Below are 25,880 nucleotides of genomic sequence, written 5' to 3' on the forward strand. Positions count from 1 at the left end.
ATCCGCTCGGTGGACGGTCCTGAGTGTGAAGAGAGGCAACAACGACACTCAAACCGAAGCGGCCACCGGGCCGCCGGGGGACGCGCGGCGCGCGTCCCTGGTGGCCGCCGCCATCACGCTGCTGGTCCTCTGCGCGGGCAACGCCACCGCGGGAGCCTTTCCATTCGGCGACCGTACGCGCAACGTGAACGATCTGGGCAACCAGTACGTGCCCTTCCACACCCGCCTGTGGGACCTGCTGCACGGACAGGCGGACGGCGACCTCCTCCTCAACTGGCAATCCGGCTTCGGCTCCAGCTTCCTGCCTGACTACGGAACGTATCTCTCAAGTCCCTTCGCGCCCTTGGTGGCTTTTTTCCCTCGCGACCGGATCGACGTCGCCGTCTTCGTGATCACCCTGGTGAAGATGGCCGTGGCCGCAGCCCTGATGGCCGCCTACCTGCTGCGGCTACGGCGCGGCGCATGGTGGGCCGCCGGGTTGCTGGGAGCCTCCTATGGGTTATGCGGCTGGGCGCTCGCGGACGCCGTCTACAACACGATGTGGCTGGACGGCCTGATCGCCCTGCCCCTGCTGTTCCTGGTGACCGAGTGGGCACTGGCGGGCCGGCGGACGGTGCTGAGTGCCCTCGTCGTGGCGCTGTGCTGGGTCGCCAACTTCTACACCGCCTACATGGCTACCCTGGCCGCCGGCCTCCTGCTGCTGGCCCGCCTGGGGGCGGCGCCGCTGCCCTGGCGCGCACGAGGAGCGGTGCTGCTGCGTGCCGCGTTCGCCGGGGTTCTGGGCGTGGGCCTGGCCGCGCCCGTGGTGTTCACCGTGTACTTCGGCACGCGATACGCGTACCCGGGACGCACCGGGTCCTTCACACCGATCGCGGCCGATGACCTGCTGACGCGGTTGCTGCCCGCCACCTACAGCTTCTCCAGCCCGGCGCTGTACGTCGACGCCGTCGCCCTGCTGCTTGCGCTGAGCCTGCCGTTCAACCGGGCGGTTCCCCGGCGCGTGCGCGCAGCGCTGAGCGTTCTCGTCCTCGTGGCGGCCGCCTCCTTGCAGTGGGCTCCCACCAACCTCATGTGGAACGGCTTCGCCACGCCCAACGGGAGCCCTTACCGGGCGGCCTTCATCGTCTGCGGCCTGCTGGTGGTCGCGGCGTGGACGTCCTTCGCTTACGGACCGCCGCAGGGACGGCCGCTCCTGGCAGCCCTCGCGCTCACTGCGGCCTTCGCCGCGCTCGCAAGCGACGTCGCCAGCGCGTGGACGCTGCCCGCCACGGTGGCTGGCACGACGCTCGCCGGCGTCGCCCTGTGGTACCTGGCGCGCCCGCCGGGGACCCTAGGACGCTCATCTCGAACGGCGTCCTGGTGTCTGGTCCTGCTGTGCTGTGCCCTAATCGGGCAGTCCGTGGCGACGACTGCATACACCGAACGGCTGCGGGTCGCCCGCAAGGACGACTACGCGCCCTGGGGCGAACGGCAGGAGACCCAGCGCGCGGCGATCGCCCGCGTGGACGCGTGGCCCCGCTACCGCACCGACCCCGGCCGGGAGCAGACCGTCGGCAACGACCCGCTGGTCGTCGGCGGACAGGGAGGCGCGTACTACAGCAGTGTCACCTCCGACGTCCTGGCTCGTACACTCACGGCCCTGGGCGGGGGCTACACCTCGCGGGGCCGGTCGGTGCAGAGTGTGGACAACCCGGTCGTGGACGTCGTGTTCGCCGTGGGCGCGCGCCTGCGCACCCCACCCGACCCGCACCAGAACTGGTATCCGGACGCGGCCAACACCGTCGACGTGGTGCGCCGGCCGGTCCCGCCCCTGGTGACCGTGCACCCGGCCACCGTCCGGCGCGAGTTCGGTTACTCGGCCTTCCGCAACCAGGAGCTGATGCTGGGGGAAACGGTGTACACGCTGCCCCGGCTGACGTTCGCCCGCGCGGGCTCTCCCGTCCGCCCCGAGGACGGCCGCCACGCCGTCCCTGGCCGCAGTGATGGCTGGCGGATTAGCGGGACATGTCCCGCAGGGACCGGCCTGCACCTATGGGCCCCGCGCTACTCCGGGACCGCCAGGCAGGCGCACGGCCGAGAGTCGCTGCCCACCGGCCGGTTCCGGGCCGACCAGGCCCCCGTCACCAAGTCGGCAGCCGTCCAGTTCCTCGGAACCGTGCCCGCGTCGGGCCGCTTCACGATCCGGCTTGATCCGGAACACGGCGGATTTCTGCCCACCGATGCCGTCGGCTGCCTGCACACCGACCGGCTGCGCGCCGCCGCCGAGCGCCTCAGGGCCACAGGCGCACGAGCGGTCCACGTGGACGGCCACTCCGTCCGCGCGACGCTGCCTTCCGGGTCCACCGGGGTCGCGGTACTCGCGGCCCCCCGCATCCCCGGCTGGCGTTGCGCCACGGGGGACGACTCGCCGCGCCCAGCCGAGCACCGACTCGGTCTGATCGCCGTCCCGCTCGACGGCCGGGCCACCGAACTCCGTTGTGAGTTCCGCCCTCCGGGCCTGCGCGCCGGCACTTGTGTCTCGCTGATCGCCCTTCTCGCCCTGTGCACCTTCGCTGGTCTGCGCTTCCTGCGCGGCCGAACAACCTCTTTGGACAAGCCGTGCTGATCTCCCTCGTCGTGCCCTGCTACAACGAGCAGGCCGTCATCGAACACTTCTACCGGCGCGTGGCTGACCACATCGCCACCGCCGAGCACACCTACGAACTCCTCTTCGTCGACGACGGCAGTACCGACGGCACACTGCCTGCGCTGCGGTGGTTCGCCGAGACCGACGCACGGGTGCGGTACCTCTCGTTCAGCCGCAACTTCGGCAAAGAGGCGGCCATGCTGGCCGGACTGCGCGAAGCCACCGGGGACGCCGTCGTGCTCATGGACGCCGACCTCCAGCACCCGCCGGAGCTGCTGTCGCGCATGGTGAGCCTGCACCGGCAGGGCTTCGACCAGGTGATCGCCCAGCGGACGCGGACCGGTGACGGAGCACTGCGCACCGCTACAGCACGCCTGTACTACCGGCTCGTCAACCGCTTCATGGACGTCGAACTCGTCGACGGTGTCGGCGATTTCCGGCTCCTGTCCGGCCGGGCGGTCAGGGCGGTCCTCACATTGTCCGAGTCCAACCGCTTCTCCAAAGGTCTCTTTGCCTGGATCGGCTTCCCCAGCACCACCCTCGCCTATGAGAACGCCGTGCGGGAGCACGGCAGCAGCAAGTGGAGTCTTACCGGTCTTTTCGACTACGGCGTGGACGGGGTGCTCTCCTTCAACACCAGGCCTCTGCGCGCGGCGCTCCACCTCGGTTCGACCCTGACGCTGGGCGCCGGCCTGTACGCGGTGTGGATCATCGCCGCAGTGGTGGTGGGCGGCGTCGACACGCCCGGCTACGCGACGCTACTGGCGGCCGTCACCGCGCTGGCGGGCGTGCACATGGTCATGATCGCCGTGGTGGGGGAGTACGTCGGACGCATTTACCACGAGGTGAAGCGACGGCCGCACTACATCCTCAAAGAGGATCACCTGTCGGCCCGTCCGGCTCCGGCCCTCACCTCCTCCGCCGGTTCCGAGGGACGGCGATGAACGCGCAGCTGCCGCGCTTCGCCCTCGTCGGTGCGGTGAACACGGCTGTGTACTACGCGCTCTATCTGCTGCTCCTGACTTTCCTGCCCTATACGGCGGCGCATGTGTCGGCCTTCGCTCTGGCCACCGTGTCATCGTTCTTCCTCAACGCTCGCTTCACCTACCGGACGGCGGTCAGCTGGCGGAAGTTCCTGCGGTTTCCTCTGTCGGTCCTTGTCAATCTCTGTGTGAGTACCGGGGGCCTTTACCTCCTGGTCCGCGAAGCTCACGTTGATAGCCGCATCGCCTCGCTGGCGGCGGCAGCGGTGGCCGTGCCCGTGACATTCCTGGTTGCCCGCAGGATCATGCTCACCGACCACCGGATCTCAGAACGGTGAAACCGTCTGCTGACCTGCACGACCGGTGCCGCGGATGCAGGCGCTCGGCGTGATCGTAGCGGTCTATGTTGGTGGTCGGCGGCGAGGGGCAGGACGAGCAGCGTCAGGGTGAAGTCACCCGCCGCAGGGCGGTGAGCGCCTGGTCCGCGGCTGCGGCCAGGTCGGCGTCGTCCGGGGCGGTCCCGGCCCAGACGAGGTGGCCGTCCGGGCGGAGCAGGACCGCCCGCACCTCGGACCACCCGTCGGGGCGTGCGGCGAGCGACCGGGCGTGCACGGCGAGCCCCGGCCGTGCCAGGGCCCGCAGGGGTCCGTTGGCGCTCCCGGTCAGGTCGAGCAGGACGTATCGGTCGGCGCGCAGCAACGCGAACAGGGAGGAGGCACCGGGCTCGGCTGCCGTACCGGCGGAGGCGAAGGCGAGGTCGGGGGCGCGGGTGCCGGTGAGCGGGTGGGCCGAAGGGTCGGCCAGGGGTAGTTGACGGCCAGTCCGGTTAGGCGTTCGGCCAGGGACCGATTGAACTCCGGCTGGGTGGCGATGCACACCCTGCGCTTCGCCGACACGTTCATCGGCACCCTGCTCGACAGTGGTATGGACGACCGCCAGGCGGCCTGGACCGCATGGGCGGTCGTGCACTTCGCCCTCGGCCTGGGAAGAGCAATCTCCCCCCGAGGCACTGGAAGATCGTCTGGCCCAAGCGATCACCTCGCTGCTCGACGAGGCCCTGCTGCTCCAGCACATCATCGACGACCTTCACGACCTTGCCGCCGCCGACGCCGGCCGTCTGCGCCTGCACCGAGAGCATTGCCACGTCGCCGACATTCTCAGCCAAGCCATCGCCGCTCATCGCGCCGGTGCCGAGGCCGCGGGCGTCACTCTCACCGCCCACACCAACGGGGACCCGGTCCTGACCGCCGATCCCGTCCGTCTGCGCCAAGCTGTCGGCAATCTGATCTCCAACGCCGTCCGCCACACGGCCGAAGGGGGAGCGGTGACCGCCCACGCCCACCAGCGCGGCCAGGACGTCATCGTCACAGTCACCGACACCGGCAGCGGCATCGCCCCCGATGACCTTCCGAAGGTCTTCGATCGCTTCTGGCGTGCAGACAAGTCCCGCACCCGGCGCACCGGAGGCAGTGGCCTCGGCCTGTCCATCGTCCGCCAGCTCGTTCGCGCCCACGGCGGCGACGTCACAGCGTCCAGCGTCCTCGGGGAAGGTTCCGTCTTCACCTTTCGCCTTCCATTCCGTCCCATGTCCGCGGCACACCGTGAGGACCCACATGGTGGTGTCGAGCCATCGCGCCGCTCTGGGGACAGCGGCCTTCGCGGTTGAAGGCGAATGCCCGCCCCCGGTCCGCCGGCAGCGAGGTGGACTTCATGGTTGACACGGAGATATGCGAGTGGTTAATTACTTACATGTGACGGGACTCGGATGTGGCCGGTGCACCTGCACCCCGTCTCGTAGTCCAGCTGCGTTCGCTCGTCACATCGAGTAAGTGAACGACCGCTTATCTATAGGGCAAGAAAGGTTGGGGTCCCCATGACCGACACCACCGCCGTCGAAAGCGTTGACTCGGTCCGCGCAGCCGCGCAGGAAACCTTCCGCAGTCACCTGGACCGACTGTCGGCCGGCCGCATCCCGGAATGGGTGGACTTGTTCACCGAGGAGGGCGTGCTCGAGTTCCCCTACGGGCCGGACGGCTACCCGACGCGCGTCGCCGGCAAGGAGGAACTGCTCGCCTACATGAAGAACTTCCCCGAGCACTTCGAGGTCGAGTTCACCGACCTCCGCTTCCACGAGACCGTCGACCCGTCGCTGGTCATCGCCGAGTTCAAGAGCGTCGGCACCGCGCGCGCGACCGGCCGACCCTACAACCAGACCTACATCTCCGTCGTCGAGACTGTCGATGGGAAGATCAGTCGTTACGTGGACTTCTGGAACCCGCTGATCGCCATCAAGGCTCTGGGAGGAGGCGCTGAGGACATGGTCTCCGCCTTCGGTCGGTGACCAGCGCTCTGCGGTTCTCATTCCTGCCGGCAGGTCCTGCTCACGCGTAGGTGAGCGGGACCTGCGTCATTCCGGCTCTTCAGCTCGGTCGCCTGACGGCTTGATGCTCGACTCACCAAAATTTACTGGCTGCGATCGCGTTCCGTCGGAGCAACGGCCTGACGGCCGCTCCTGGTTCGGGGGAGCGGCCGTCGTCCGCGTCAGGGAGAGAGAGCGGGGTCGGGAGCAGGATGCTGCCCGGCAGCAGCGCGGGTAGTGACTGGCGGGTGACAGGGCCAAGGCCGGCGCGGCCATGCCAGCGGCGCCCAGCACCAGCCCGGTCACCAAAGTCGTGCGGGTGCCGACGCGCCCGAGGAGCTTTCGCTGACCTTCGTGCCCGCCATGCCGGTCAGCGCGGACGGCAGGAAGGCCACGCCGGTGGCCATGGCGCTGTACTGGTGCACGGTCTGGAGATACAGCGTGAAGATCCCAACTATATAAGCGGTTGACCGATTATTTCCCCGGTCAGAGAAATGGCCGCCGAAGCGGCACGGAGGTGGTGAGGATCAGCCGCGCAGAGTGCGTGCCCAGGGAGCGTCCACCGTGTCGGCGCCGACGGCTAGCACCACGTTGCCGAGCAGGGCGTCGGCGAAGTAGCGGCGCAGCTGATCGTCGGAGGCTCCGGAGACGGCCCGGATGTACTCGATCTGTTTGGCGTAGCAGGTGCGGACGGCCTCGCCGATGACAGGCTCACCGGCCGCACAATTGCCGTGCATCAAGATCATCAGCACGTTCCGGTCGGCGATGACCTCCTCATAGGAGGAGCTGAGAGCGGCGAGGACGGCCTCCGGGTCGGTGGTATGAACCTTGGCCACTGCGGTGGCGGCGGCTTCCCGCAGCAGGTGTGAGCAGTGGTCGATCAGTGCGGCGAACAGGCTCTCCTTGTCGGGGAAGAGCCGGTAGAGGTAGCCCTGCGAAATCCCGGCGGCCTTGGCGACATCCATGGTCGAGGTGCCGTAGTAGCCACGCACGGCGAATGTCTTGATCGCCGTGCTCATCACGGTGGCCCGCCGCTCCTCGGCCGTGGAGCGTTGTCTTGTCCTCGCGGTATTCATACAAGTAATCAACCACTCTCATAGGTGGGGGTCAAGTCATCGCCGATGCGTCCCGCGACGGCGGACTCATCGGCAGATGACGACCGCTTCCCACAAGCAGGTGTTCCCGCAGACCCGGGCGCCGTGATTGGCAGACGATCCCGATGCAGACCTCCCTGGCGAGCGGCTTTTGCCGCCCCGTCACGGGAATCGGTGGCGTTAGCCGACCAGGTCTAATGTGCAGGCGCCCGGACGACCTCGGTCTCCCGGGAAGGCAGCCAGGTCCACTGCATCATGGCCCGTCCCCGTCGTCGGCCAGGGGAAGCACGGCGTCGACGACCCAGCCCTCATCCTCTCCTGAACGGCGATGATGCAGCCACCAGTTATGAGAACCCGCTCGAGCATCGCGACCAAACCGAACCCGGAGCCGAGGCTGCCGCCCGCCGTGCCGACGGCGGCGACCCTGTCATCGGCCATGGACGGGGAGTAGGCCCGCGTCAGCCGGACGTGCACCTGCAGCAGGCAGGTGGACGGCCTCCGCGTCGTTCCGGACGTTGGCAAGGGCCTCCATGTCGGCGTCACGACAGCCGCCGGAGTGGTGCCACCGGATCAGCCGAAAGTCAGATGCTATGGGTCCCGGGTGACGCCGAAGATCTGTCCCACGGCGGATGTACCGGCCCCTGCCCCGCGGCGAGGCTGTCCAGGCACCCCTCCGATGCCGGCCTGGCCGTACCCCCAGGAGCAGCTCCGCGATGTCCTTCCCTCCTCCCGCTCACACACACCGTGCCACCACCCAATGGGCCGGACCCTCGACGGCCGCCGCCGTCACTGCTGTCGACCTGGTCAAGGTCTACGGCACCGGCGAGACGCGCGTCCGCGCCCTCGACGGCGTGAGCGTCGCCTTCGCCCCCGCCCGTTTCACCGCCATCATGGGCCCCTCCGGCTCAGGCAAGTCCACCCTCATGCACTGTCTGGCCGGGCTGGACCGGGCCACATCAGGGCAGGCACTGCTCGCGGACACCGACCTGACCACCCAGCCCGAGCGGATCCTCACCCAGGTCCGGCGAGAACGGATCGGCTTCGTCTTCCAGTCGTTCAACCTGCTACCGCAGCTCACTGCTGAACAGAACATCACTCTCCCGTTGGACCTCGCCGGCTGTCGGCCCGATCCGGAGCTGCTGGACCGCCTCACCACATCCCTAGGCCTGGCCGACCGGCTCGGCCACCGCCCCGCCGAGCTGTCCGGCGGGCAGCAGCAGCGCGTCGCCCTCGCCCGCGCCCTCATGTCCCGGCCCGAGGTCGTCTTCGCCGACGAGCCGACTGGCAACCTCGACTCCCGCTCCGGCGCACAGGTGCTGGCCATGCTGCGCGAGGCAGCGGGCGAATACGGGCAGACCGTGATCATGGTGACCCACGACCCGGGCGCCGCGTCCCACGCCGACCGCGTGATCCTACTCGCCGACGGCCGGCTCGCCGGCGAGATCGACCGGCCCGAGCCCGCCTCCGTCACCGACGCCCTGCGCCAGTTGGCGGCCGGCCGATGACCCTCACGCGTATCCAGCTCTCAGGCGCCGTGCAGCGCCCCGGGCGGCTGCTGCTGACCGGCCTGGCCGTCGCCGTCGCCGCGTTCGTCGTCTTCGCCACCGTCCTCGCGCACCGCACAATCGAACGCACCATCCTCGACACTCACCGCGGCACGCCTTCAGCGGCCGATTACGTCGTCGGCACCCTCGACGCGCCCGTGCGCACCTCCGCGCTGCCGTGCATCCGCAGGGTGCCGGGAGTCGCCGAGGCCCAAGCACGGACGACCGCTTTCCTCGAGCTGCGCCGACCCGCCGCCGCCAACCTCAGCGTCACCGCCGATCCCGGAGCCGGCCTGCTCTCCCAGGTGCGCCTGCTGGAAGGCCGCTACCCGGCCGCACCCGACGAGATCGCCCTCACACGGCGCTCCGCCTTACGGCTCGAACTCGGCACCGGCGACACCGTCACCGTGAGGACTGGATCCCATCGCCTCGTCACCTTGCGGATCACTGGGCTCGCCGTCGCCACAGTCGACACGCCCACCATGCGAGGCCTAGGCGGTGAGCAGGCCTTCGCCCCCGACACCACCGTGACCGGGCTGAGTGAACCGGACAGCTACCTCGGCCAGATAGAGGTACGCCTCACGGACAGCGCCGACGCGCCACACATTCGCGCACGCCTGGAGTCGGCTGCCTTCGCCGAAGGACCGGGGGAACAGGCCGCCGTCGTCCCAGCCGAACAGATCCGCGAGCAGGAGAAGAGGGACATCATCAACAGCTACGGCAACCTCTTCTCCCTCGTCTCGGTCTTCCTGACGGTCGCGGTGCTGGCGGCAACCCTTATCTCCACCTCCACCTTCCGGATCGTCTTCGCCCAACGGCTGCGCTTGCTGGCCCTGTTGCGCGCGGTCGGCGCCGACCGTGAGCCTCTGGCCCGGGCGCTGGCCGTGGAAGGAGCCCTGACCGGAGCCGTCGCCGGTTTGGTCGGTGTGGGCGCCGCAGCGCTGGCCGGTAACCTCCTGCCGGGCGCGCTGACGCTCTTCGGCGTCCGGTTCTCCGCCCCAGGCGTCCCCCCGGCCCCGGCAGCCGCCGTGATATTGGGAGCGGTGGCCATGGCGGCGGCGGCAGCCCTCTCTCCCGCCGCGAGCGCCGCCCGGGTCTCCCCGCTAGAGGCGCTGCGCACCGCCGCGACCAGTGCCGCACGCCAGGGCATCGGACGGGCCCGCGCGGTCTTCGGCTGCGCTCTGGCCGCAGTGGCGGTCGTGCTGGCAGTAGTCGCCGCGCGGCAGCTTCCCCGGCCCGGGCACGAGGATTACCACGCCCAACTCGTGCTGCTACTGATCGTGTTCTCAGGCGCGCTGGCGTACTTCGCGCTTGTGGTGCTCGGCCCGGTCCTGGTCCGCCCGCTGTTGAACCTGGTGGGCCGGCCGCTGCGGAAGGCCGGTCCGCTGGGCAGGCTCGCTGTCGAAGGCGTCGGCGCCGCAACGCGGCGGGCCGCCGCGGTGAGCGTCGTCGTGGCACTCGGCGTGACCATGACCGGGGTGGTGCTGGTGGGCGCGGCTTCCATGAAGGTCATGGCAGAGCGCAACATCACCGCCACTGCACCGAGCGACTTCTGGCTGAACTCCGCCGCCTTCGATCCGCTTCCGCCGAAGCTGGTGGCCGAGGTGCGCCGGGCCGAGACCCTGACCCGGGTACTTCCCCAGCGCAGTGCGCTGGTGCGGATCGGCGACCTGCGCGAGGAGACCCAGGCTGTCGACCTCAATCTGCGAAAACTCTCGACCTGGGGCAAGTACCGTGCCCACCGCGGTTCGCTGGACGCCCTCGGACCGGGACGAGTGGCGCTGCTCGGACCCACAGCGCGGGACGCGGGTCTGGACGTCGGTGACACCGTCACCCTCACCCGCGGCGCCCGGACGACCGACGTCGAGGTGGTGGCCGTTGTCGAAGGGGCTCCGCTCAACGCCGGCGTTCTCACCGATCCGGCGGAGCTGGACCGCCTTGGTCTGCCCAGCGGACCCACTGGTCTGGTCGCCGACGCTGCTGTTGCTGGCGAGCAGGGCCGCGCGGACGCCCTCAAGGCGCTGAGGTCCGTCGTGGGTCCGCAGGACGAGGTGTACATCGAGGTCATCGCCGATGGGCGAGACAGCGAGACCGCCGACCTCGGCATCGCGGTGGGCGGTGTCCTCGCCCTCATCGCCCTCACCGTGCTGATCGCCGTGACCGGCGTCGGCTCCACCACGGCACTGTCAGTCGTCGAACGTGTCCGCGAGGCAGGACTGTTGAGGGCGGTCGGTCTCTCCCGCCGCGGTCTGACCACCGCCCTGACCCTGGAAGCCACGTTGTACGGCATCATCGGCTCGGCCATGGGCCTGCTGCTCGCCGTCCCCTACTCCTGGCTCCTCGTCAACGCCACCGGGGCCAACGTACCGACCGAGTTCCCCGTGCTCCAACTCGTCGGCGTCGTCCTCGTCCTGGCCGCCCTCACCGGCCTCGCCGGCGCCCTCCCCGCCCGCCGCGCGGCCCGCATCAGCCCGGTCACCGCCCTGGCCGTAGATGGCTGACGCGGCGACGTCTGGTCCACTGCCATGCCATCGAGGCATGGGGGCATGCCGAAAGGGCACTTCCCTGAACAGCCCGCGGCGGGGAGTGCTGGGTGCCGGGGAGGCGCCCCGGCACCCAGCCGCCCACGAACACCTCGGAATAGACCGCACATGACCAAGCACTCGCCCCCGGCCCACACCGCCCGCCCCGTCCCGGCCACACCCGCCGCCCCGATGCCATCCCTACCTTCGATCCTAAACTCGGCCCCGCTTCACGCGAGAGCAGCATCCACTGACCCCGCAAGGCATCACTGCGGCCCGGACCGCCGTCGGGGCGGGGGCGCTCCACGACGAGAACGTGGCGGCGGGCGGATAACTGGCCCGTTCCGGGATCACCGCGCGGATGCCGCGTCTGCGGAGGTCGTCGCGGATCGCGCGGGACGAGTAGGCCTTATCGGCCAGAACCAGGTCCGGCCTGGTGCGGGGCCGTCCTCGCCGACGAGGAACGCGCAGACGGGCTATAACCTGTGAAGGCTGGTGCATCTCCGGCCTGGCCGGCGGTGAGCACGAACACCAGCGGCCAGCACCGGCCGTCGGCAGCGAGGTGGATCTTTATGGTCAGTCCGCCGCGGAACCGGCCGATGGCGTGATCGTCCGGCTCGCCTGCCGGGGCCCCGTTACCTTTTTCGTGGCCCCGCAATGGGGCTCCCGGTCTCCGGGTCCGGCATGACTTGCGCCCCTTGTCGATCATGGTCGAAAAAGTGGTGTCACCGGGCCGGGAGGCATTGGCAGACCGCTGATCAGGGGCATGACCGCTCGCCGCTCGTCGAGGTGAAGCAGGCCTTCGTAACGTGGATGCCGGCACGCTGATGCCACAAGCGGAGGCCGGGAAGGGTGTCTGCTGGGGAGGGTGAGTGAGCGACGAGGACGTGATCGATGCCTACCTCGGTCTGGACGTCGGCAAGGGCGAGCATCACGGCACCGCCTTGACTCCGACGGGCAAGAAGGTGTTCGACAAGCCGCTGCCCAACAGTGAACCGCGGCTGCGTGAGCTGTTCGAAAAGCTCCAGACCAGGCATGGAACGGTGCTGTTCGTGGTGGACCAGCCGGCCTCGATCGGTGCTCTGCCGCTGGCCGTCGCGCGGGATGCGGGCTGTCGTGTCGCCTATCTGCCGGGACTGACGATGCGGCGGATCGCCGACCTCTACCCCGGTGAGGCCAAGACCGACGCCCGGGACGCTGCGGTCATCGCCGATGCCGCCCGCACCATGCCGCACACGCTGCGGGACCTGGCGCCGGACGACGAGACCGTCGCCGAGCTGAACATGATCGTGGGCTTCGACGACGACCTGGCCGGCGAAGTCACCCGCACCAAGAACCGTCTGCGCGGACTGCTGACCCAGATCCATCCTTCGCTCGAGCGGGTCCTGGGTCCCCGCCTGGATCACCCGGCAGTCCGGTTCCTGCTCGAACGCTACGGCTCACCGGCACAGTTACGGAAAGCCGGCAGACGACGGCTGATATCCATGCTGCGGCCCAAGGCACCGCGCATGGCGGATCGGCTCGTCGCAGACATCTTCGACGCGCTCGACGAGCAGACCGTCGTCGTGCCCGGCACCGACGCTGCGGCGCTGATCGTCCCCAGCCTGGCCGCCTCGCTCACCGTCGTGCTCGACCAGCGCCAGCTCCTCGCCGCAAGGATCGAGGAACTGCTGGAGGCACACCCTCTTTCCCAGGTCCTGACCTCGATGCCCGGCATCGGGGTCAGGACCACAGCCCGCATCCTGATCGACGTCGGTGACGGCAGCGGCTTCGCCACCGCAGGCCACCTCGCCGCCTACGCCGGCCTGGCACCAGCCACCCGCTGGTCCGGCTCCTCCATCCGCGGCGAACACCCAGCCCGACGAGGCAACAAACAGCTCAAGCGAGCCTTCTACCTCGCCGCCTTCGCCTCACTGTCCCAGCCCGACTCCCGCGCCTACTACGACAAAAAACGCCGCGAGGGTAAACACCACGTCGCCGCGATCGTCTGCCTGGCCCGACGCCGCATCGACGTCCTCTTCGCCATGCTCCGCGACGGCACCTTCTACGAACCCCCCAAGATCAACACCGCTTGACGAAAACCATAGGGGCACTTTTTGCGGGCCCCGGCCGCATGCTGGTGAGCCTGCACGAGCGTGGAGTCCACCGAGACGGCGCAGTTGAGATCTTCGCCCGCGTCGGCCTGGGACACCAAGGCGGCGAACACCCGCTCCCACGTGCCGTCGACGGCCCACATCCGCAGCCGATTGTAGACGCCCCCCAGTTGCCGCACTTTTCCGGCGGGTGCACCCACGGGGTACCGGTCTGACATTCGAAGGCGATCGCGTCCATCACCTCACGATGATCCCGCCAGCGGCCACCCCGCTTCGGCGTCCGGTCCGGGAGCAACGGCTCGATCCGCGCTCACTGCGCATCAGTCAACGGCACCCCCGGACCAACGACTGACTGATCCAAACGAAACCGCCTTGGGAAACAGGAGGGCTCATTGACCGAAGGTCCTGCGTTCCGCCTGAGAGTTGGAGCCCTGCCTGCCTTGCGGCCGACCGCCGGGCTCGAACCGGTGGCGTGCGAGAGACGCTCGGCCGAGGCGAGTCGGGTGCTCAGTGGAAACGGCTCAGGCGGCCGAACCGGGCCAGCAGGTCCTGAGCGGCGGCCTCGTTCAGTCCCAGGGCCGCGGCCGTCTGCTCACCGGTGGTGTTGCGACTGGCGTCCAGGGCCGGCCAGTGCGCTCGCGACAATGAGTGCTCCACACAGTTCCGGACAGTTCGGACTGGACATAGCGATCGTCCTCCGGAGTACGGACGCGGGCAAGGGAGATCGTGGGCAGGAAACGCAGCATCGTCACCGACACACTCGGGTTTATTCTGGCGGTGCTGGTCACCGCAGCCAGCGTTCAGGACTCCGTGGCCGATACCCGCCTCCTCGGCCAAGCCACCGCCGACCAGCTCACCGTCCGCAAGGTCTGGGGTCGACGGCGGCTACCGCAAGCACTTCGTCGTCGAGCACGCAGCCGCGTTCGGCCTGCGATGTGGAGCCCGGCGGGGCGAACGATCGGCCGCACCTCCTCTGAGTGGTGGAAGGCCGGGCCTGTTTCCGGCCGGACATGAGCCGGACACGTCCGTCTGCGACTTTCCGTTGGTCATTCAATTCGACGACCGGAGGCAGTAAAAGGTGTCAGACGTCAACGGAGCACCGTCCTGGAGCGCACTGTCATTGGAGCAGCGTTCCATGCCCAGGGACATGGAACGGTGGAGGCAGCCGGCTTCGGACGCGTTCCGTATCGCGGTCGTGACGGCGGGGGCGGTGCGGCTGAGGGGCTCGGGCGGTGAGAAGCGGAGCTGGGTGACCAATGCGGTGACGGGAGCGGCCTGTAAGACGCCCCCGGGGCGCACGCTGACGTTGAGCTGGACTGCTCTGGCTCCCGGGCCGGTGGGAATGGCGCAGCTCGCTTTGCCGGTCGGCCTGATCACTCGTTTCGCGGAGGAGGAGTTGGACGGACGGCGACGTAGTGTGCAGGAGTTGGGAGCCATGCCGAAGCCGGATCCGGTCATCGCGTCGATGACGGGCGCTCTGCTGCGCGCCCGGCTCGCGGGAGCGCACGATCTCTACGCGAGTTCGGCCGCGCAGTATCTCGCCGCGCACTTGGTGATGTCGGAACCGCGGAGGGTGGTGCCTGCGGCCCATGGGGCGGCAATGGGGTCGCGGCGGCTGGCCGCGGTGACGGACTACATGAACGAGCACCTCGCAGAGTCGATCACCCTGGACGAGCTCGCCCAGCAGGCCGGGCTGAGTCGTTTCCACTTTATCCGGCTGTTCACCGCGGCCACCGGGAGTTCGCCCTATCGGTTCCTGACGGACCTGCGCATGGACCGGGCGCGCCGGTGGCTGGACCGCAGCAACGAGCCGGTGGCCGTGATCGGCCGGCGCTGCGGGTACAAGAATGCCGGGCATTTCGCGACCGCGTTCCGTCGTCAGTTCGGGTGTTCGCCCACGCAGTACCGACAGGAGGTCCGCCTTTCCGCGCATCGCGCCGCGCCGGGTGACACTCAAGCCGGTGGTGACACGGAACTACTCACGAGTGCTGGCCCGAAGTGAGGGGCCGCCGTGCTGTCGTCGCGCATCGCGCGGCATCCGGCAGCACGATGAGAGAATCCGCGCAATATGGCAAATGCCCGCACACGCACAGCGAATTCGTCAACTAATATCGTGTCCAGTTCCGTTCACAGTACACGTCACGTACACGGCCTTACCCTCTGCAGGAGGCTCCATTGCAATGCCGCGTTGTATGTGCGTGAGTGCACCCTGCCGCAGAAAAGGGAATGTCCATATGAACTGGTCACGTCTGCCCAGCGTCGGAGCGGTGCTCGTGTCCGCCGCGATACTCGCAGCAGCGAACACGGCACCGGCGTCGGCTCACTACAGTCAGTGTCCCGCGAACGAACTCTGTGTATGGGAGCACACCGGGTACGAGGGAAGATTTGCCTACACGAGCGAGCCGAGTCCCAATGTCGGCGCCGACATGAACGACCGCATCTCGTCCTACTGGAACCGCACGAACCAGTGGTTCTCGCTGTACGAACACGAAAACTACGACGGATGGTGCATCGCTGTCGGCCCGGATTCCTCCAGGATCGCCCTGCCCAACGGGCACTGGGACGCGGATAACGACGAAGTGACCTCCCTGAAGCCAGGAATCTGTCAACGCCCCATGAAAGTCTACGAGTGACGGGAGAACGGAACGGCCCACCGGTAACCGGTGGGCCGTTCTCGTCAGACGGTTCGCCGAGGAGCCTGTCGGCGGATCACAGTGCTTCCCACAAGAGATGCGGAGTCGTGGAAGTTGTGCACTTTCCCGGCCGCAGCGAGGTGATCGAGTCGGTCATCGGGTCGTAGAGCGCGGCTCTGGATGACCCCGGGCCGACGTTGACGCAGTATTTGCCACCCCAGTTCTCACCCGTATAGAAGGAAAACCACTGGTCCGTGCGGTTCCAGTAGGACGAGATGCGGTCGTTCATGTCGGCGCCGATGTTCCGGTTCGGCTCGCTGGTGTAGGCGAACCTGCCCTCATAACCGGTGTGCTCCCACATGCAGAGTTCGTTCGCGGGACACTGACTGTAGTGAGCCGACGCGGACGGCGTGCTCACCGCCCCGAAGGCCACGGTCGCCGCAAAGACCATGCCGATCGCCGACAAGCGTGACCGGTTCATGTGTTCTCTCCTTCAGGATCGCGGCCGCGCGGAGAAGCCGGCCGACGCACTCAGCACTGACCGGGCTTGAACGACGTCAGGTCGTCGTTGAACTGGGAGGGCACCGCAGGGGACGCACCTCCCGGAGGAATGACCAGCATGCAGTCACCGAAATTCTCGTGATTGTAGGTGCTGATCCAGGTGTTGGTGCGGTTCCAGTACGAGGTCATCCGGTCATTCATGTACGCTCCGACATTCGGCTGAGGTTCACTGGAATAAGCGAACCGCCCCTGGTAACTGCTGTGCTCCCAGATGCAGAATTCACCGACAGGACACTGGTTGGAGCCGGCGTTCGCGTTTCCTCCGAGCGCAACCACTGCTCCCATCGCTAGGGCTCCGCTCGCAACTACCCTCGCTGTCTTCCTGAACACAACCACGACTCCTTCTTCGTTGAGGCCGCTTTGCGGCACGGTCCGCCGAATCGAGATCCGCACTCCGATGCCCGCCTGGTCAGCGCACCCTTTTGGCCACGGGCGGCGAATGGATGGATAATGAGGCTGGCGTCTCGTACGGGATACTAAAGGGCTTTTCGCGGGCGTCACACAGTAGCTTTTCCGAGAGTGCGGAACGTTGCGGAACGTGCTCCAGCCTGCAGCTGAACAGCGCCCGTAAGGGCACCACTCATGGATCCAGGTGGGTCGTCGAGCGCGCCTCGCCTTGCGCCACCAGTTCGACCGCCTGCGGATCCGCTGCGAGGTACGAGCGACCTCCACATCGGACTGCCCCAACTCGCCTGCGCAAAGGGGTTGCGTGGCGGCGTAGACCACGGCCAGGCGGTCGGTACTCAGCACGGTCCGCGCCCGCCAGCCGGCCGGCGGCGTCAGGGCCAGGGTCCCTGCCTCGGAAAACCGCACGACCCAGGGTCCCGGCGGCGGCCGCGGCCGTCCGCCGGTGCCAGCGACGCCCGACACGGTGCCGGATCCGGCGCATACGGTTCGCGGGAGCCGGCACCCGCGGCACGGCACGCTCCAGCAGCGCCCGCACCTCGGCCGGTTCGCGCACGGGGGGCAGCCCGTCGTCAGCAGGCACGTGACCGTCCTCCCTCCGCGGTCAGGGCGTGCGGCCCGCGCTCCGGTGGCCGGGGACCGCCAGCCGGGGCGGGGGAGGGGGCGTCGAGGAGTCCCCTCAGGGTGCGCAGGGCCTTGGCGGCCTGACTTTTGACCGTGCCCGGCCGGCAACCGAGGACGTCCGCGGTCTCCTCGACGGACAGGTCCTCGGAATCGCAGTACGAGCACCGCGCGCTGCCGCGGCGGCAGACGCCGTACGGTGCCCGCCAGCGCCTACTCCGGGTCGACGGCGGTGAAGGGGCTGCCGCCCTCGGGCCGGTCGGGCACCTCACCATGGGGCACCTCGCCGCGCCAGCGGTGCTGACACCGCGAGGCCTGGGTGGTGACGAGCGTGCGGCGGACATAGGCCTCCGGGTGCCCCGCGCGATCCGGGGCCACTTCGGCCGCACCTGGGCCAGCGCCGTCTGCAGCAGGTCGTCGGCCAGGTGCGCGTCACCGGTCAACAGCCATGCCACACGCAGCAGGCGCGGGTTGTACGCCTCGACGAACTCCTTGAAGTCCCGCGCACCGGTGTCGTCGTCTGTCGTGCCGGACAAGGCTCCCGCCATCGTGCCTGTGCAGTTCTGGAATTTTCCACACCAGGTGAACCAGGTGAACCAGGTGACCCCGCCGATCGAGTTGCCTGCCGGAGCACGATGTTCCCCATGCCTGTACGACATGGGGCCATGCCTGATCGGGCCTTCCGCAACAGCGGGTCGGGTGGTTTGCTGGCCGCGTGCCGGAAGGACCGGCGTGCACAGCAAGGAGAACAACAAGTGGAACCTGTGAGCGTGATCGGCACGCTGCGTCTGCGGGCCGACCGGGCGGACGAGGCCCGGAAGGTCATCGCCTCGGTGGTGGAACGCACCCACCAGGAGCCCGGCTGCCTGACCTACGCAGTCCACGAGTTCGCGGGCGATCCGCTGACCCTGGTCGTCATCGAGAAGTGGGCCTCGCAGCAGGACCTCGACGGCCACAACGCGGCGCCCTGGCTCGCCGAGGCATTCGGCCGGGCCGGCGAACTGCTCACCGGCGCCCCGGAGATCCGGATACTCACCCCGCTCGGCTACGGTACGGCCGACAAGGCTGCCCTGCGCTGACCCCTGCCGCGCCCCGGGCACAGAAGGTAACCCGGCGGGCCAACGAGGCATGTACCGGTGGCTCACCAGGCGCTTCACGTATCGCGTACGGGGGCCGGTGCGGTCAGCCAGGCCGATCGCCGTTCCCTGGCCGGGGTGCCCGTCGGCTGCCCGTCCTGCCGCCCGGACCCCGCCGCGAACGCCGGTCGCGTGCGGCAGAGGGCCCGGCGGACGGGCAACCGGCGAGCCGGACTGCCCCGACCTGATCGTCACGTCCCCGACGGTGCCGGACGGCCGTGTGGCTAGGTGCGTCATGAGGGCCGAGAAGCGGTCCGACCGGGGCTGCCCGAAGAGGCTCACGCTGATGGCGATCATGGGAGGGCCGGCGCTACCGCGTCCCCGGCATGGAGGGCGGCTGACCGGTCATGCCCGTCCTCTCGTCGACGAGGCCGCGGGCCACCGCGAGGAGCAGGTCACTGGCCTCGCGCTCGCCGACCGTCACGCGGACCCCCTCGCCGGGGAAGGCGCGGACGGCCAGGCCCGCCTCCTCGCATGCCGTGGCGAAGCGCGGTGTGTCCTCGCCCAGCGCGAACCAGACGAAGTTCGCCTCGGACGGGGACGGTGACCAGCCTTGCCTCGCCAGCTCTTGGCGCAGGCGCTCGCGTTCCGAGACGATGGTGTCGATGCGGGCCCGCAGTTCGTCGGCGGCGGCCAGTGAGGCGAGCGCCGCAGCCTGGGCCACCGCGCTGAGCAGGCCCGGTACGGCCGCGCGGCCGACCGCCCGGGCGACCTGCTCGTGTGCCACGGCGTAGCCGACGCACAGACCGGACAGCCCGTACGCCTTGGAGAAGGTGCGCAGCACGCAGACGTTGGGGTGCGCGCGCTGCGCGTCCAGTCCGTCGGCGGCCCCGGGGTCCCGGACGAACTCCCGGTAGGCCTCGTCCAGGACGACGAGGACGTCGCTCGGGACATCGGTGAGGAAACAGTCGAGTTCCTCCCGGTGGAGCACCGTGCCGGTGGGGTTGGTGGGGCTCACCAGCAGTACCGCACGGGTGCGCGCGGTCACCGCCCGGGCCATGGCCCCAAGGTCGACGCGGCCGTCGGACCGCAGCGGAACGGGTACGCCGTGTTCGATCGTGTAGCCGGCGTTGTCGAGGACGACGACCACCGCGTCCAGTCCCTGGGCGGCGATGGTGGCCAGCTCCTGCACGGTCATCTGCAAGGCGCCGTCACCGATGACCAGCACCGGGCGACGGGAGCGGTCGGCGAGCGCGGCCCCGAGGGCGGCCGGGAGCGTGTAGCCGATGGAGCACCACAGGGGCTGCCCGATGAACACGGTGTCGTCGGGGAGCCGGCTCTCGACGGCGCCCCAGTAGGCCGTCCCGGTCTCCGCGGTCAGAGTGTGGTGCGGCTCCAGCCACTGCGGCAGCAGGTGCCACAGCAGTTCCTGGGTGATCGGCGACCTTGCGTCCCAAGCCCGCGCGGGAGCCCTGCCAGAGCGCGGTTCGGGGCGCCGGCCCAGCGGCGCGGACCTCCGCTCGGCCTCGGCGGCGGCCATGTCCCGTACGACGGCCAGCGCCTGCCGCAGCGGTATGCCATCGAACTGCTCCCCGGCGATATCCGCGTACCGCAGGCCGAGGCTGATGGTACGAGTCTGATAGATGCGGTGGCTGAACCGGCCGGTGGTGGTGTCGGCCAGCATCGCGCCCACGAGCACCAGCAGGTCGCTGTCCTCCACGGCGATGCGCGCGGACTTGTCGCCGTGCGCGCCCCAGTAGACGCTGGCCGACAGCGGGTGGCTTTCGTCGACGATGTCCTTGACGGACACCAGCGCGGCCACCGGGATTCCGGTCGTCTCGGCGAGATCGGCGATGTCGCCCGCCAGGCCCGCCCGGACGGCGAGGTGCCCGGCGAGAAGCCCCACCGAGTCGGCCCGGGCGAGCATCCACCGGACCCGCTCGGCGAACGCCGCCGTCACGGCCGGCGACGGTAGGGAGTGAACGGGGAGCGGGTCGGCGAGCGCCGAGCCGTCCACCCGCGCGGCGGCCACATCGACCGGGACGCTGAGGTACACCGGCGCCGACTCGCGCAGCGCCGTGGCCAGGGCCCGGGCGATCTGCGCGGTGGCGTCCCGCGCCGTTGTCAGACGGTGGCGGCGACCGGGGCGGACGACGGCTGCAACACCCGGACCAGCGGTTCGAGCCGGGGGTCCTGAGCCGCCTGCGCGAGTGCCGCCCGCAGAGCGGCGTCGTGAGCGGGGCGGGCCGCTTCCAGCAGTTCCCTGCCTGCCTCGGTGACGTCGGTGTAGATCCCGCGGCGGTCGGTGGGGCACAGGTAGCGGGACAGCAGCCCTCGGTCCTCGAGTCGGGTGACCAGGCGGGTGGTGGCGCTCTGGCTGAGGACGACGGCGTGGGCGACCTGCTTCATCTGCAGGTGCCCACCATCGCCATCATGCTGCCGGCTGAGCACGTCAAGCAGGGAGTACTCGCGGGGGCTCAGGCCGTGATCGGTCCCCAGGACGCGTTCGAGGTGTGCCTCGATCCTGCCGTGCAGCAAGGAGAGGGCACACCAGCCATGAGCCAGGGCGGAGAACGCTGGGGTGGTGGCGGTCACAGGGGCCTCCTTCGTCGGCGGGCCAGTCCCGCACTTAATACTTGCACGCGATGGCAAAATCGATCACGGGTAGTGCGCGTTTGCATGTAGCCCGCGTCTGCAATTATTGTCATCGAGTGTAATCGCCTAACGCAGTCTTTTTGGAAGGGCTCTCTCATGCCTCTCGCGCTCCTGGCCCTGGCCATCGGGGCTTTCGGGATCGGCACCACCGAATTCGTGATCATGGGTGTGCTGCCCCAGGTCGCGGACGACTTCGGTGTCAGCATCCCCACCGCCGGCTGGCTGGTGTCCGGCTACGCGCTCGGCGTCGTCGTCGGTGCCCCACTGCTCACCGTGCTCGGCACCAAGGTGTCCCGCAAGAAGATGCTCATGTTCCTCATGGGCCTGTTCATCGTGGGCAACGCCCTCTCGGCCTTCGCCCCCGGCTTCGGTGTCATGCTCATCGGCCGGGTCATCGCCTCGCTCGCCCACGGCGCGTTCTTCGGTATCGGGTCCGTGGTCGCCGCCGACCTGGTGGCCCCCAAGAAGAAGGCGTCCGCCATCTCGCTGATGTTCATGGGCCTGACCGTCGCCAACATCGTCGGCGTCCCTGGCGGCACCTACGTCGGCCAGGCGGCAGGCTGGCGGATCACCTTCACCCTCGTCGCCGCGCTCGGCGTCGTCGGCCTGCTCGGCGTCGCCAAGCTCGTCCCCGAGCAGGGCAGGGCCGAGACCGCGAACGTCCGCAGGGAATTCGCCGCCTTCAAGAACGTCCAGGTCTGGCTCGCCATGGCGATGACCGTGCTCGGCTACGGCGGTGTGTTCGCGGCCATCACCTACATCACGCCGATGATGACCGAGGTCGCCGGGTACACCGAGGCCGCGGTCACCTGGTTGCTGGTCCTGTTCGGCGTCGGCATGTTCCTCGGCAACCTGCTGGGCGGCAGGTTCGCCGACCGCGCCCTGATGCCCATGCTGTTCACCGCTCTGGCAGCGTTGACCGCCGCTCTGCTGCTGTTCACCGCGACCGCCCACAACAAGGCACTGGCGGCGATCACCCTCACCCTGATCGGCGCACTCGGCTTCGCCACGGTGCCGCCGCTGCAGAAGTGGGTCCTCGACCAGGCCTCGGCCGCCCCGACCCTGGCCTCGGCCGCCAACATCGGCGCCTTCAACCTCGGCAACGCGCTGGCCGCCTGGCTCGGCGGTGTGGTGATCGCGGCCGGACTCGGATACACCGCACCGAACTGGGTCGGCACCCTGCTGTCCGGCACCGCCCTGCTGCTGTCCTTCCTCGCCGCGTTCCTGGACCGCCGCACGCGCCGGGCGCCCGGCAACGTCGTGGCCGGCTCCCCGCACCCGAGGGCGCAGCGCACCGGCGCCCCGATCGGCCACTGACTCCCGGCGCACCCGGCCGGACCGGCCCCGACACCACGTACGAAAAGAGCACCACACCCATGAGCAGCCCCGTCACCGCTCCTCTGACCATCCAGGACGCCGAGGTCCTGATCAACGCCGCCCGTCGTGCCGCGGAGGCCGCCGGAGTCGACGTCAGCGTCACCGTCCTCGACGCCGGCGGTCACCTCCTCGCCTTCCGCCGTGACGACCGTGCCGTGCTGATCTCCGGTGAGACCAGCACCCGCAAGGCGTACACCGCGCTCCAACTGAACGCCCCGACCGCCGACCTCGTCGACCTGGTCAAGCCCGACGGCCCGTTCCACACCCTGCCCACCGCCCTCGACCGGCCGCTGCTGTTCATCGCCGGCGGCCTGCCCGTCCACCGCGACGGCCGCCTCATCGGTGCCATCGGGGCCGGCGGCGGCACCCCCGAGCAGGACCACGGCTTCGCCGCCACGGCACTCGGCACCCTCGCCTGAGCACATCGCCGCCGGCCCGCCGGACAGTGCCCGGCCACCGACCGAGAACGCCGGGGGTACGCACCGCGGCAGTCCAGGGCACACTCTGGCCCCGCACCGCGAAGAGCCCTGTCGGCACCACCCGTCACTACGCAAGGAACGTGTACGCATGAACGCCTTCGTCCCCACTGTCACGCTCAACAACGGCGTCGAGATTCCCCAGCTCGGCTTCGGTGTCTTCCAGGTCCCCGACGCCGAGACGACCGCAGCCGTCTCGGCCGCTCTGGAGGCCGGCTACCGCTCCATCGACACCGCCGCGATCTACGGCAACGAGGCCGGAGTCGGCAAGGCCCTCGCCGCCTCCGGCATCGCCCGCGACGACCTGTTCATCACCACCAAGCTGTGGAACGCCGACCAGGGGTACGACACCACGCTCAGGGCATTCGACGCCAGCCTGGACAAGCTGGGACTGGACTACGTCGACCTCTACCTGATCCACTGGCCGACCCCGGCCCGTGACCTGTACCGGGAGTCGTGGAAGGCCCTCGAGAAGCTGGCCGCCGACGGACGCATCAGGGCCGCCGGCGTGTCCAACTTCCAGCCGGCGCACCTGAAGCGGCTGCTGGACGGCACCGGCCTGGTGCCGGCGGTCAACCAGATCGAACTGCACCCCGGCCTGCAGCAGAGCGAGCTGCGCGCCCTGCACGCCGACCTCGGCATCGCCACCGAGGCGTGGAGCCCGCTGGCGCAGGGCGCCGTCCTGAGCGATGACGCGATCACCGCCATTGCCGCGCGGCACGGCAAGTCCCCCGCCCAGGTCGTCATCCGCTGGCACCTGCAGCTCGGCAACATCGTTATCCCCAAGTCGGTGACGCCCGCCCGCATCCGCGAGAACCTCGACGTCTTCGACTTCGCCCTGACGGACGAGGAGATGACCTCGATCGCCGCCCTCGACCGCGGTCTGCGCACCGGTCCGGACCCGGACACCCTCAACTAGCCCCGCCCGCCCACCCGCGCGGGAAGGACCCGCACCCTTCCGCCCGGGTGGGCCGTACCGGATCGCCTGCGGGGGCGGATCCGCCCGTACGGGCCGCCCCCGCTTCCCTGACGGACTCCGTGGTCCGCACGAGTTCCCCCACCCGCCCCTCGCGTCACCGGGCCGCGCGTTGTGCCGCCGTCGAAAGGTGCCTGCCTGATGTCTTCCACTCCCACCGCCCTTGAGCGGCTCGTGAATCCCGCGGGCCTGCCGACGCTGGGCCTTGAGCTTCCCCTCGACAACGACTGGGGGGCTACGCGCCTGCGGGCCGACCGGGCCGCCGGGCGCCCCTTCGGCGTCCCCGACCTGACCCGGCACGCCGAACTGGCGCGCCTGGCGGACGCCTCGGGCTTCGCGGGCCTGTGGATCCGCGACGTTCCCTTGTACGATCCCGAGCAGTTCGGTGACGCCGGCTCCGTCTTCGAGACATTTACCCACCTGGGGCATCTGGCAGCGGTCACCGAGCGGGCCGTGCTCGGGACCGCCGCCATCGTGCTGCCGCTGCGGCAGCCGCTGTTGGTCGCGAAGGCGGCAGCCACCGTCGACGTCCTCTCCGGCGGCCGGTTCGTGCTCGGGCTGGCCAGCGGCGACCGGCCGGTGGAGTATCCCTTGTTCGGCGCGGACTTCGAGGGTCGCGGCGCCACGTTCCGCAGGAACATCGGCATCCTGCGCGCGGCCTGGGCCACCCGTCCGAGCGGGCAGGGGCTCAGCCTGCCCGACGTCGGACTCGGCGCCGATCGCCGTCTGGAGGTGCTGCCCAAGCCGACGGGCCGGTCCATCCCCATCGCCATCGCGGGGCACGCCCAGCAGACCGCGCAGTGGATCTCGCAGAACGCCGACGCCTCACTCAACTACCCGCGTCCGCTGGGAGCGTTGCGCTTGAAGACCCGCGAGTGGCGGCAACTCACCGGCGATGCCCCCAAGCCGTACCTCACGCCCATGCAGCTGGACCTCACCGAGGACCCGGCCGCCGCCGCGACCGCGATCCGGCTCGGCCTGCGCACCGGGCGCGAGGCTCTGATCGACCACCTGCGGGAGATGGGCCGCCTCGGCGTCAGTCATGTCTCCTTCAACCTGCGCCCCGGCGACCGCCCCGTCGACGAGGTCCTCCACGAACTCGCCGAAACGGTGCTGCCCCACTTCCCCGCTCCGCGCGCGGCGACCGGTGCGGACGCCGCCGCCACGCGCTGACCCCGGCGGACTACAGCCCCGGGCGCAGGGCCAGGTTGACGTCCGATTATGAAAGTGGTTAATTACTTTCATGAGCACCGCGAGGACACGACAGCGCTCCATAGCCGAGGAGCGGCGGGCCACCGTGATGAGCACGGCGATCAAGACGTTCGCCGTGCGGGGCTATTACGGCACCTCGACCATGGATATCGCCAAGGCCGCCGGTATCTCGCAGGGCTATCTCTACCGGCTCTTCCCGGACAAGGAGAGCCTGTTCACCGCCCTGATAGACCACTGCTCGCAGGTGCTGCGCGAGGCCGCCGCCGCCGCGGTGGCCAAGGTCGCCACCACCGACCCGGAAGCCGTCCTCGCCGCCCTCAGCTCCTCGTACGAGGACGTCATCGCCGACCGTGACGTGCTGATGATCCTGATGCACGGCAACTGCGCGGCCGGCGAGCCCGTCATCGGCGAGGCCGTGCGCGCCTGCTACGCCAAGCAGGTCGAGTACATCCGGGCCGTCTCCGGGGCCTCCGACGGGCAGTTGCGCCGCTACTTCGCCGACGCCCTGCTCGGCAATGTGGTGCTGGCCGTCGGCGCCGACACGGTGGACGCCCCCTGGGCGCGCACCCTGCGCGGCTGATCCCTGCCCACACGGGCCACTTCGGTGGCCTTCTCTTTGACCCAATAAGTAAGCGGTTAACCGCTTATTTCTATTGACCGCTCATTC

The 25,880-nt window shown here is 69.4% G+C and carries 23 protein-coding genes and 5 pseudogenes; 17 read left to right on the forward strand and 11 right to left on the reverse strand.

From position 1 onward, the window contains the following. Positions 1–25 precede the first annotated feature (25 nt). From ACIF8T_RS36310 to ACIF8T_RS36320, 3 genes are read left to right on the forward strand one after another with little or no spacing between them, the layout of a single operon-like run. Complete coding sequence (locus ACIF8T_RS36310) at positions 26–2,605, forward strand: YfhO family protein (protein WP_400041228.1); 2,580 nt, start codon at positions 26–28, stop codon at positions 2,603–2,605. Next, positions 2,599–3,570, forward strand: a complete 972-nt coding sequence (locus ACIF8T_RS36315) for a glycosyltransferase family 2 protein (protein WP_400041230.1) — start codon at positions 2,599–2,601, stop codon at positions 3,568–3,570. Before ACIF8T_RS36310 ends, ACIF8T_RS36315 begins: the two co-directional genes overlap by 7 nt. Continuing rightward, positions 3,567–3,947: a GtrA family protein gene (locus ACIF8T_RS36320; protein WP_400041232.1), complete on the forward strand. Its 381-nt coding sequence runs from the start codon at positions 3,567–3,569 to the stop codon at positions 3,945–3,947. The genes ACIF8T_RS36315 and ACIF8T_RS36320 overlap by 4 nt, the downstream gene beginning before the upstream one ends. Positions 3,948–4,050: 103 nt before the next feature. Here the strand turns inward: ACIF8T_RS36320 and ACIF8T_RS36325 are convergent, their stop codons facing one another. Continuing rightward, positions 4,051–4,686 carry a hypothetical protein gene (locus tag ACIF8T_RS36325; RefSeq protein WP_400041234.1) on the reverse strand — a complete coding sequence of 212 codons (636 nt, stop codon included), beginning with the start codon at positions 4,684–4,686 and terminating at the stop codon, positions 4,051–4,053. Here ACIF8T_RS36325 and ACIF8T_RS36330 point away from each other — a divergent pair. Then, positions 4,613–5,275: pseudogene (locus tag ACIF8T_RS36330) on the forward strand (sensor histidine kinase); the annotation flags it as partial. The gene ACIF8T_RS36325 and the pseudogene ACIF8T_RS36330 sit on opposite strands and share 74 nt — an antisense overlap. Before the next feature lie 207 nt (positions 5,276–5,482). Further along, positions 5,483–5,950: a nuclear transport factor 2 family protein gene (locus ACIF8T_RS36335; protein WP_365740714.1), complete on the forward strand. Its 468-nt coding sequence runs from the start codon at positions 5,483–5,485 to the stop codon at positions 5,948–5,950. Between the two features lie 320 nt (positions 5,951–6,270). On the opposite strand, the gene ACIF8T_RS36340 is transcribed toward ACIF8T_RS36335, so the two are convergent. Together ACIF8T_RS36340 and ACIF8T_RS36345 are read right to left on the reverse strand one after the other, a co-directional pair. Continuing rightward, a complete protein-coding gene (locus tag ACIF8T_RS36340; protein WP_400041236.1) occupies positions 6,271–6,393 on the reverse strand; it encodes a hypothetical protein in 123 nt (40 codons plus the stop codon). Between the two features lie 102 nt (positions 6,394–6,495). Beyond that, entirely contained in the window at positions 6,496–7,044 is a 549-nt protein-coding gene (locus ACIF8T_RS36345; RefSeq protein WP_400041238.1) for a TetR/AcrR family transcriptional regulator, read from the reverse strand. A gap of 731 nt (positions 7,045–7,775) precedes the next feature. Here ACIF8T_RS36345 and ACIF8T_RS36350 point away from each other — a divergent pair. Together ACIF8T_RS36350 and ACIF8T_RS36355 are read left to right on the forward strand one after the other, a co-directional pair. Then, positions 7,776–8,567, forward strand: a complete 792-nt coding sequence (locus ACIF8T_RS36350) for an ABC transporter ATP-binding protein (RefSeq protein ID WP_400041240.1) — start codon at positions 7,776–7,778, stop codon at positions 8,565–8,567. After that, positions 8,564–11,107: an FtsX-like permease family protein gene (locus tag ACIF8T_RS36355; protein ID WP_400041241.1), complete on the forward strand. Its 2,544-nt coding sequence runs from the start codon at positions 8,564–8,566 to the stop codon at positions 11,105–11,107. Before ACIF8T_RS36350 ends, ACIF8T_RS36355 begins: the two co-directional genes overlap by 4 nt. A gap of 360 nt (positions 11,108–11,467) precedes the next feature. Here the strand turns inward: ACIF8T_RS36355 and ACIF8T_RS36360 are convergent. Beyond that, positions 11,468–11,729, reverse strand: a pseudogene (locus ACIF8T_RS36360) (transposase); the annotation flags it as partial. 271 nt (positions 11,730–12,000) lie between these two features. Here ACIF8T_RS36360 and ACIF8T_RS36365 point away from each other — a divergent pair. Then, positions 12,001–13,203 carry an IS110 family transposase gene (locus ACIF8T_RS36365; RefSeq protein ID WP_400041243.1) on the forward strand — a complete coding sequence of 401 codons (1,203 nt, stop codon included), beginning with the start codon at positions 12,001–12,003 and terminating at the stop codon, positions 13,201–13,203. A 196-nt stretch (positions 13,204–13,399) separates the two neighbouring features. On the opposite strand, the pseudogene ACIF8T_RS36370 reads toward ACIF8T_RS36365, so the two are convergent. Both ACIF8T_RS36370 and ACIF8T_RS36375 read right to left on the reverse strand, forming a co-directional pair. Beyond that, a pseudogene (locus tag ACIF8T_RS36370) lies at positions 13,400–13,525 on the reverse strand (IS5/IS1182 family transposase); the annotation flags it as partial. 203 nt (positions 13,526–13,728) lie between these two features. Continuing rightward, complete coding sequence (locus tag ACIF8T_RS36375; RefSeq protein WP_400041245.1) at positions 13,729–13,866, reverse strand: hypothetical protein; 138 nt, start codon at positions 13,864–13,866, stop codon at positions 13,729–13,731. Between the two features lie 72 nt (positions 13,867–13,938). On the opposite strand from ACIF8T_RS36375, the pseudogene ACIF8T_RS36380 reads away from it, so the two are divergent. From ACIF8T_RS36380 to ACIF8T_RS36390, 3 genes and pseudogenes are all read left to right on the forward strand, one after another. After that, positions 13,939–14,152 (forward strand): annotated as a pseudogene (locus ACIF8T_RS36380) (transposase); the annotation flags it as partial. 204 nt (positions 14,153–14,356) lie between these two features. Continuing rightward, a complete protein-coding gene (locus ACIF8T_RS36385) occupies positions 14,357–15,223 on the forward strand; it encodes a helix-turn-helix domain-containing protein (protein ID WP_400041247.1) in 867 nt (288 codons plus the stop codon). A 232-nt stretch (positions 15,224–15,455) separates the two neighbouring features. Continuing rightward, positions 15,456–15,854, forward strand: a complete 399-nt coding sequence (locus ACIF8T_RS36390; protein WP_400041249.1) for a peptidase inhibitor family I36 protein — start codon at positions 15,456–15,458, stop codon at positions 15,852–15,854. A gap of 76 nt (positions 15,855–15,930) precedes the next feature. On the opposite strand, the gene ACIF8T_RS36395 is transcribed toward ACIF8T_RS36390, so the two are convergent. From ACIF8T_RS36395 to ACIF8T_RS36405, 3 genes and pseudogenes are all read right to left on the reverse strand, one after another. After that, positions 15,931–16,335, reverse strand: coding sequence for a peptidase inhibitor family I36 protein (locus tag ACIF8T_RS36395; protein WP_400041251.1), 405 nt, complete (start codon positions 16,333–16,335; stop codon positions 15,931–15,933). A gap of 50 nt (positions 16,336–16,385) precedes the next feature. Beyond that, positions 16,386–16,700: a peptidase inhibitor family I36 protein gene (locus ACIF8T_RS36400; protein WP_400041253.1), complete on the reverse strand. Its 315-nt coding sequence runs from the start codon at positions 16,698–16,700 to the stop codon at positions 16,386–16,388. 692 nt (positions 16,701–17,392) lie between these two features. After that, positions 17,393–17,989: pseudogene (locus ACIF8T_RS36405) on the reverse strand (SigE family RNA polymerase sigma factor). Between the two features lie 207 nt (positions 17,990–18,196). On the opposite strand from ACIF8T_RS36405, the gene ACIF8T_RS36410 reads away from it, so the two are divergent. Next, positions 18,197–18,520 carry a putative quinol monooxygenase gene (locus ACIF8T_RS36410; protein ID WP_400041255.1) on the forward strand — a complete coding sequence of 108 codons (324 nt, stop codon included), beginning with the start codon at positions 18,197–18,199 and terminating at the stop codon, positions 18,518–18,520. A 367-nt stretch (positions 18,521–18,887) separates the two neighbouring features. On the opposite strand, the gene ACIF8T_RS36415 is transcribed toward ACIF8T_RS36410, so the two are convergent. Together ACIF8T_RS36415 and ACIF8T_RS36420 are read right to left on the reverse strand one after the other, a co-directional pair. Further along, on the reverse strand, positions 18,888–20,477 hold the full coding sequence (locus ACIF8T_RS36415; protein WP_400041257.1) for an aminotransferase class I/II-fold pyridoxal phosphate-dependent enzyme: 1,590 nt from the start codon (positions 20,475–20,477) through the stop codon (positions 18,888–18,890). A gap of 164 nt (positions 20,478–20,641) precedes the next feature. Beyond that, the gene (locus ACIF8T_RS36420; protein WP_400041259.1) at positions 20,642–21,112 is read right to left on the reverse strand and encodes a MarR family winged helix-turn-helix transcriptional regulator; all 471 of its coding nucleotides are present in this window, start codon (positions 21,110–21,112) and stop codon (positions 20,642–20,644) included. Positions 21,113–21,268: 156 nt separating this feature from the next. Here ACIF8T_RS36420 and ACIF8T_RS36425 point away from each other — a divergent pair, with 156 nt between their 5' ends. From ACIF8T_RS36425 to ACIF8T_RS36445, 5 genes are all read left to right on the forward strand, one after another. Beyond that, positions 21,269–22,489 (forward strand): MFS transporter, encoded by a 1,221-nt coding sequence (locus tag ACIF8T_RS36425; RefSeq protein WP_400041261.1) that lies wholly within the window; start codon positions 21,269–21,271, stop codon positions 22,487–22,489. Positions 22,490–22,548: 59 nt separating this feature from the next. Further along, positions 22,549–22,968 carry a heme-binding protein gene (locus ACIF8T_RS36430; RefSeq protein WP_400041263.1) on the forward strand — a complete coding sequence of 140 codons (420 nt, stop codon included), beginning with the start codon at positions 22,549–22,551 and terminating at the stop codon, positions 22,966–22,968. 148 nt (positions 22,969–23,116) lie between these two features. Beyond that, positions 23,117–23,944 carry an aldo/keto reductase gene (locus ACIF8T_RS36435; RefSeq protein ID WP_400041265.1) on the forward strand — a complete coding sequence of 276 codons (828 nt, stop codon included), beginning with the start codon at positions 23,117–23,119 and terminating at the stop codon, positions 23,942–23,944. A 198-nt stretch (positions 23,945–24,142) separates the two neighbouring features. After that, positions 24,143–25,174, forward strand: coding sequence for a TIGR03571 family LLM class oxidoreductase (locus ACIF8T_RS36440; protein WP_400041267.1), 1,032 nt, complete (start codon positions 24,143–24,145; stop codon positions 25,172–25,174). Between the two features lie 70 nt (positions 25,175–25,244). Further along, positions 25,245–25,793, forward strand: a complete 549-nt coding sequence (locus ACIF8T_RS36445; protein ID WP_400041269.1) for a TetR/AcrR family transcriptional regulator — start codon at positions 25,245–25,247, stop codon at positions 25,791–25,793. Positions 25,794–25,880: the final 87 nt, after the last annotated feature.

Source organism: Streptomyces sp. NPDC085946 (assembly GCF_044540485.1).
GTDB lineage: Bacteria > Actinomycetota > Actinomycetes > Streptomycetales > Streptomycetaceae > Streptomyces.

Excerpts from the sequence above, each read along its gene's own strand:
- ACIF8T_RS36385 (WP_400041247.1), top strand. The coding sequence starts at position 14,357 with ATGCCCAGGGACATGGAACGGTGGAGGCAGCCGGCTTCGGACGCGTTC.
- ACIF8T_RS36335 (WP_365740714.1), top strand. The coding sequence starts at position 5,483 with ATGACCGACACCACCGCCGTCGAAAGCGTTGACTCGGTCCGCGCAGCC.
- ACIF8T_RS36355 (WP_400041241.1), top strand. The coding sequence starts at position 8,564 with ATGACCCTCACGCGTATCCAGCTCTCAGGCGCCGTGCAGCGCCCCGGG.
- ACIF8T_RS36390 (WP_400041249.1), top strand. The coding sequence starts at position 15,456 with ATGAACTGGTCACGTCTGCCCAGCGTCGGAGCGGTGCTCGTGTCCGCC.
- ACIF8T_RS36440 (WP_400041267.1), top strand. The coding sequence starts at position 24,143 with ATGTCTTCCACTCCCACCGCCCTTGAGCGGCTCGTGAATCCCGCGGGC.
- ACIF8T_RS36350 (WP_400041240.1), top strand. The coding sequence starts at position 7,776 with ATGTCCTTCCCTCCTCCCGCTCACACACACCGTGCCACCACCCAATGG.
- ACIF8T_RS36395 (WP_400041251.1), bottom strand. The coding sequence starts at position 16,335 with ATGAACCGGTCACGCTTGTCGGCGATCGGCATGGTCTTTGCGGCGACC.
- ACIF8T_RS36435 (WP_400041265.1), top strand. The coding sequence starts at position 23,117 with ATGAACGCCTTCGTCCCCACTGTCACGCTCAACAACGGCGTCGAGATT.
- ACIF8T_RS36345 (WP_400041238.1), bottom strand. The coding sequence starts at position 7,044 with ATGAATACCGCGAGGACAAGACAACGCTCCACGGCCGAGGAGCGGCGG.
- ACIF8T_RS36400 (WP_400041253.1), bottom strand. The coding sequence starts at position 16,700 with ATGGGAGCAGTGGTTGCGCTCGGAGGAAACGCGAACGCCGGCTCCAAC.
- ACIF8T_RS36445 (WP_400041269.1), top strand. The coding sequence starts at position 25,245 with ATGAGCACCGCGAGGACACGACAGCGCTCCATAGCCGAGGAGCGGCGG.
- ACIF8T_RS36425 (WP_400041261.1), top strand. The coding sequence starts at position 21,269 with ATGCCTCTCGCGCTCCTGGCCCTGGCCATCGGGGCTTTCGGGATCGGC.
- ACIF8T_RS36325 (WP_400041234.1), bottom strand. The coding sequence starts at position 4,686 with ATGATGTGCTGGAGCAGCAGGGCCTCGTCGAGCAGCGAGGTGATCGCT.
- ACIF8T_RS36320 (WP_400041232.1), top strand. The coding sequence starts at position 3,567 with ATGAACGCGCAGCTGCCGCGCTTCGCCCTCGTCGGTGCGGTGAACACG.
- ACIF8T_RS36430 (WP_400041263.1), top strand. The coding sequence starts at position 22,549 with ATGAGCAGCCCCGTCACCGCTCCTCTGACCATCCAGGACGCCGAGGTC.